The 1753-nt window shown below is 73.1% G+C and carries 1 protein-coding gene; it reads right to left on the reverse strand.

The features are described 5' to 3' along the window. On the reverse strand, nucleotides 1–1753 hold a 1753-nt coding region (locus ETD85_RS62085; protein WP_138699062.1), incomplete at both ends, for a type I polyketide synthase.

Below are 1753 nucleotides of genomic sequence, written 5' to 3' on the forward strand. Positions count from 1 at the left end.
GGGTGGGTGGTGGGGAAGCGCCAGGTGACGGCGCGCCCGTGCGTGTGGAGCTGGGCCAGGGCCGTGACGAACGTGGTGGCCTCCGGCTTGCGGTGGGTGCGGGTGGGGATGGCCTGCCCGTGCCGGCCGGAGGCCAGCGGGGTGAGCGTGGCGTCGGGGCCCAGCTCCAGGAAGGTGGTGACGCCGAGGCCGCTCAGGGTGGCCAGGGTGTCGGCGAAGCGGACCGGCTGGAGGAGGTGCCGGGTCCAGTACGCGGCCGTCCGGAGGTCGTCGCCGTCGGCGAGCCGGCCGGTGAGGTTGCAGACCACGGGGATCGACGGCGGCCGGTAGTCGAAGCCGTCGAGTGCCTCGGCGAGCAGGCCCGCGACGGGCTCCATCTGGGGGGAGTGGAAGCCGTGCTGCACCTTCAGCGGGCGGGTCTTGCGCCCGGCTTCGGCGAGGGTCGCGGTGAGGGCCTGGACGGCGTCCTTTCGCCCGGAGATGACGAGTGACGTCGGGCTGTTGACGGCGGCGACGCTCACCTCGGGGGTGAGGTAGGGCTGGAGCTCTTCCTCGGTGATGGTGACGGCGGTCATCGCGCCGTCGGGCGGCAGGGTGGCCATCAGGGCGGCCCGCGTGGTGACCAGGCGGGCGGCGTCCTCCAGGGTCAGGATCCCGGCCAGGTGCGTGGCCGTGATCTCGCCGAGTGAGTGGCCCGCGTAGTAGTCGGCGGTGATGCCGTGGTGGGCGAGCAGGCGGTGCAGGGCGATCTGGAAGGCGAAGATCGCCGGTTGGGTGTAGCGGGTGTCGTTGAGTGCGTCGGCGTCGGTGAACATGACGTCTTTGAGCGGGCGTTCCAGGTGGGGGTCCAGGACCGCGCACACTTCGTCGAGTGCTTCGGCGAAGACGGGCTGGGTGCGGTAGAGGTCGGAGCCCATGCCGGCCTGCTGGCTGCCCTGCCCGGTCAGCAGGAAAGCGATCTTCCCTTCGCCCGTGGCGACGCCCGAGACGAGGTTCCCCGTCGCCTGGCCGGCGGCCAGCGCGCTCACCCGGTCGAGCAGCTCCTCCCTGCTGTGGCCGATGACGGTCGCCCGGTGCGAGAAGTGCGTACGGGCGTTGGCCAGCGCGTGACCGACGCGTACGGCATCGAGCTCGGGATGCTCGGCCAGGTGCTCGGCCAGGCGGGCGGCCTGGTCGCGCAGCGCCCGCTCGGTCCGGCCGGACAGCACCCAGGGGATCGGCCCGTCGGCGACCGCGGGCTCGACCTCGGCGGGGGCCACCGCTTCCAGGATGACGTGGGCGTTGGTGCCGCTGATCCCGAAGGACGAGACGGCGGATCTGCGCGGCCGGTCCTCGCCGAGCTCCGGCCAGGAGACGGGCTCGGTGAGCAGGCTGACCGCGCCGGCCTCCCAGTCCACGTGCCGGCTCGGCGCGTCCACGTGCAATGTCTTGGGGAGCAGGCCGTGCCGCATGGCCTGGACCATCTTGATGATGCCGGCGACGCCGGCGGCGGCCTGGGTGTGGCCGATGTTGGACTTGATGGAGCCGAGCCAGAGGGGGGTTTCGCGGTTCTGGCCGTAGGTGGCGAGCAGGGCTTGGGCCTCGATGGGGTCGCCGAGGGTGGTGCCGGTGCCGTGGGCCTCGACGGCGTCCACGTCGGCGGGGGTGAGGCGGGCGTTGGCGAGCGCCTGGCGGATGACGCGCTGCTGGGCGGGGCCGTTGGGCGCGGTGAGGCCGTTGCTGGCGCCGTCCTGGTTGACCGCGCTGCCGCGGA

It is taken from the genome of Nonomuraea zeae, from assembly GCF_005889725.1.
Classification (GTDB): domain Bacteria; phylum Actinomycetota; class Actinomycetes; order Streptosporangiales; family Streptosporangiaceae; genus Nonomuraea; species Nonomuraea zeae.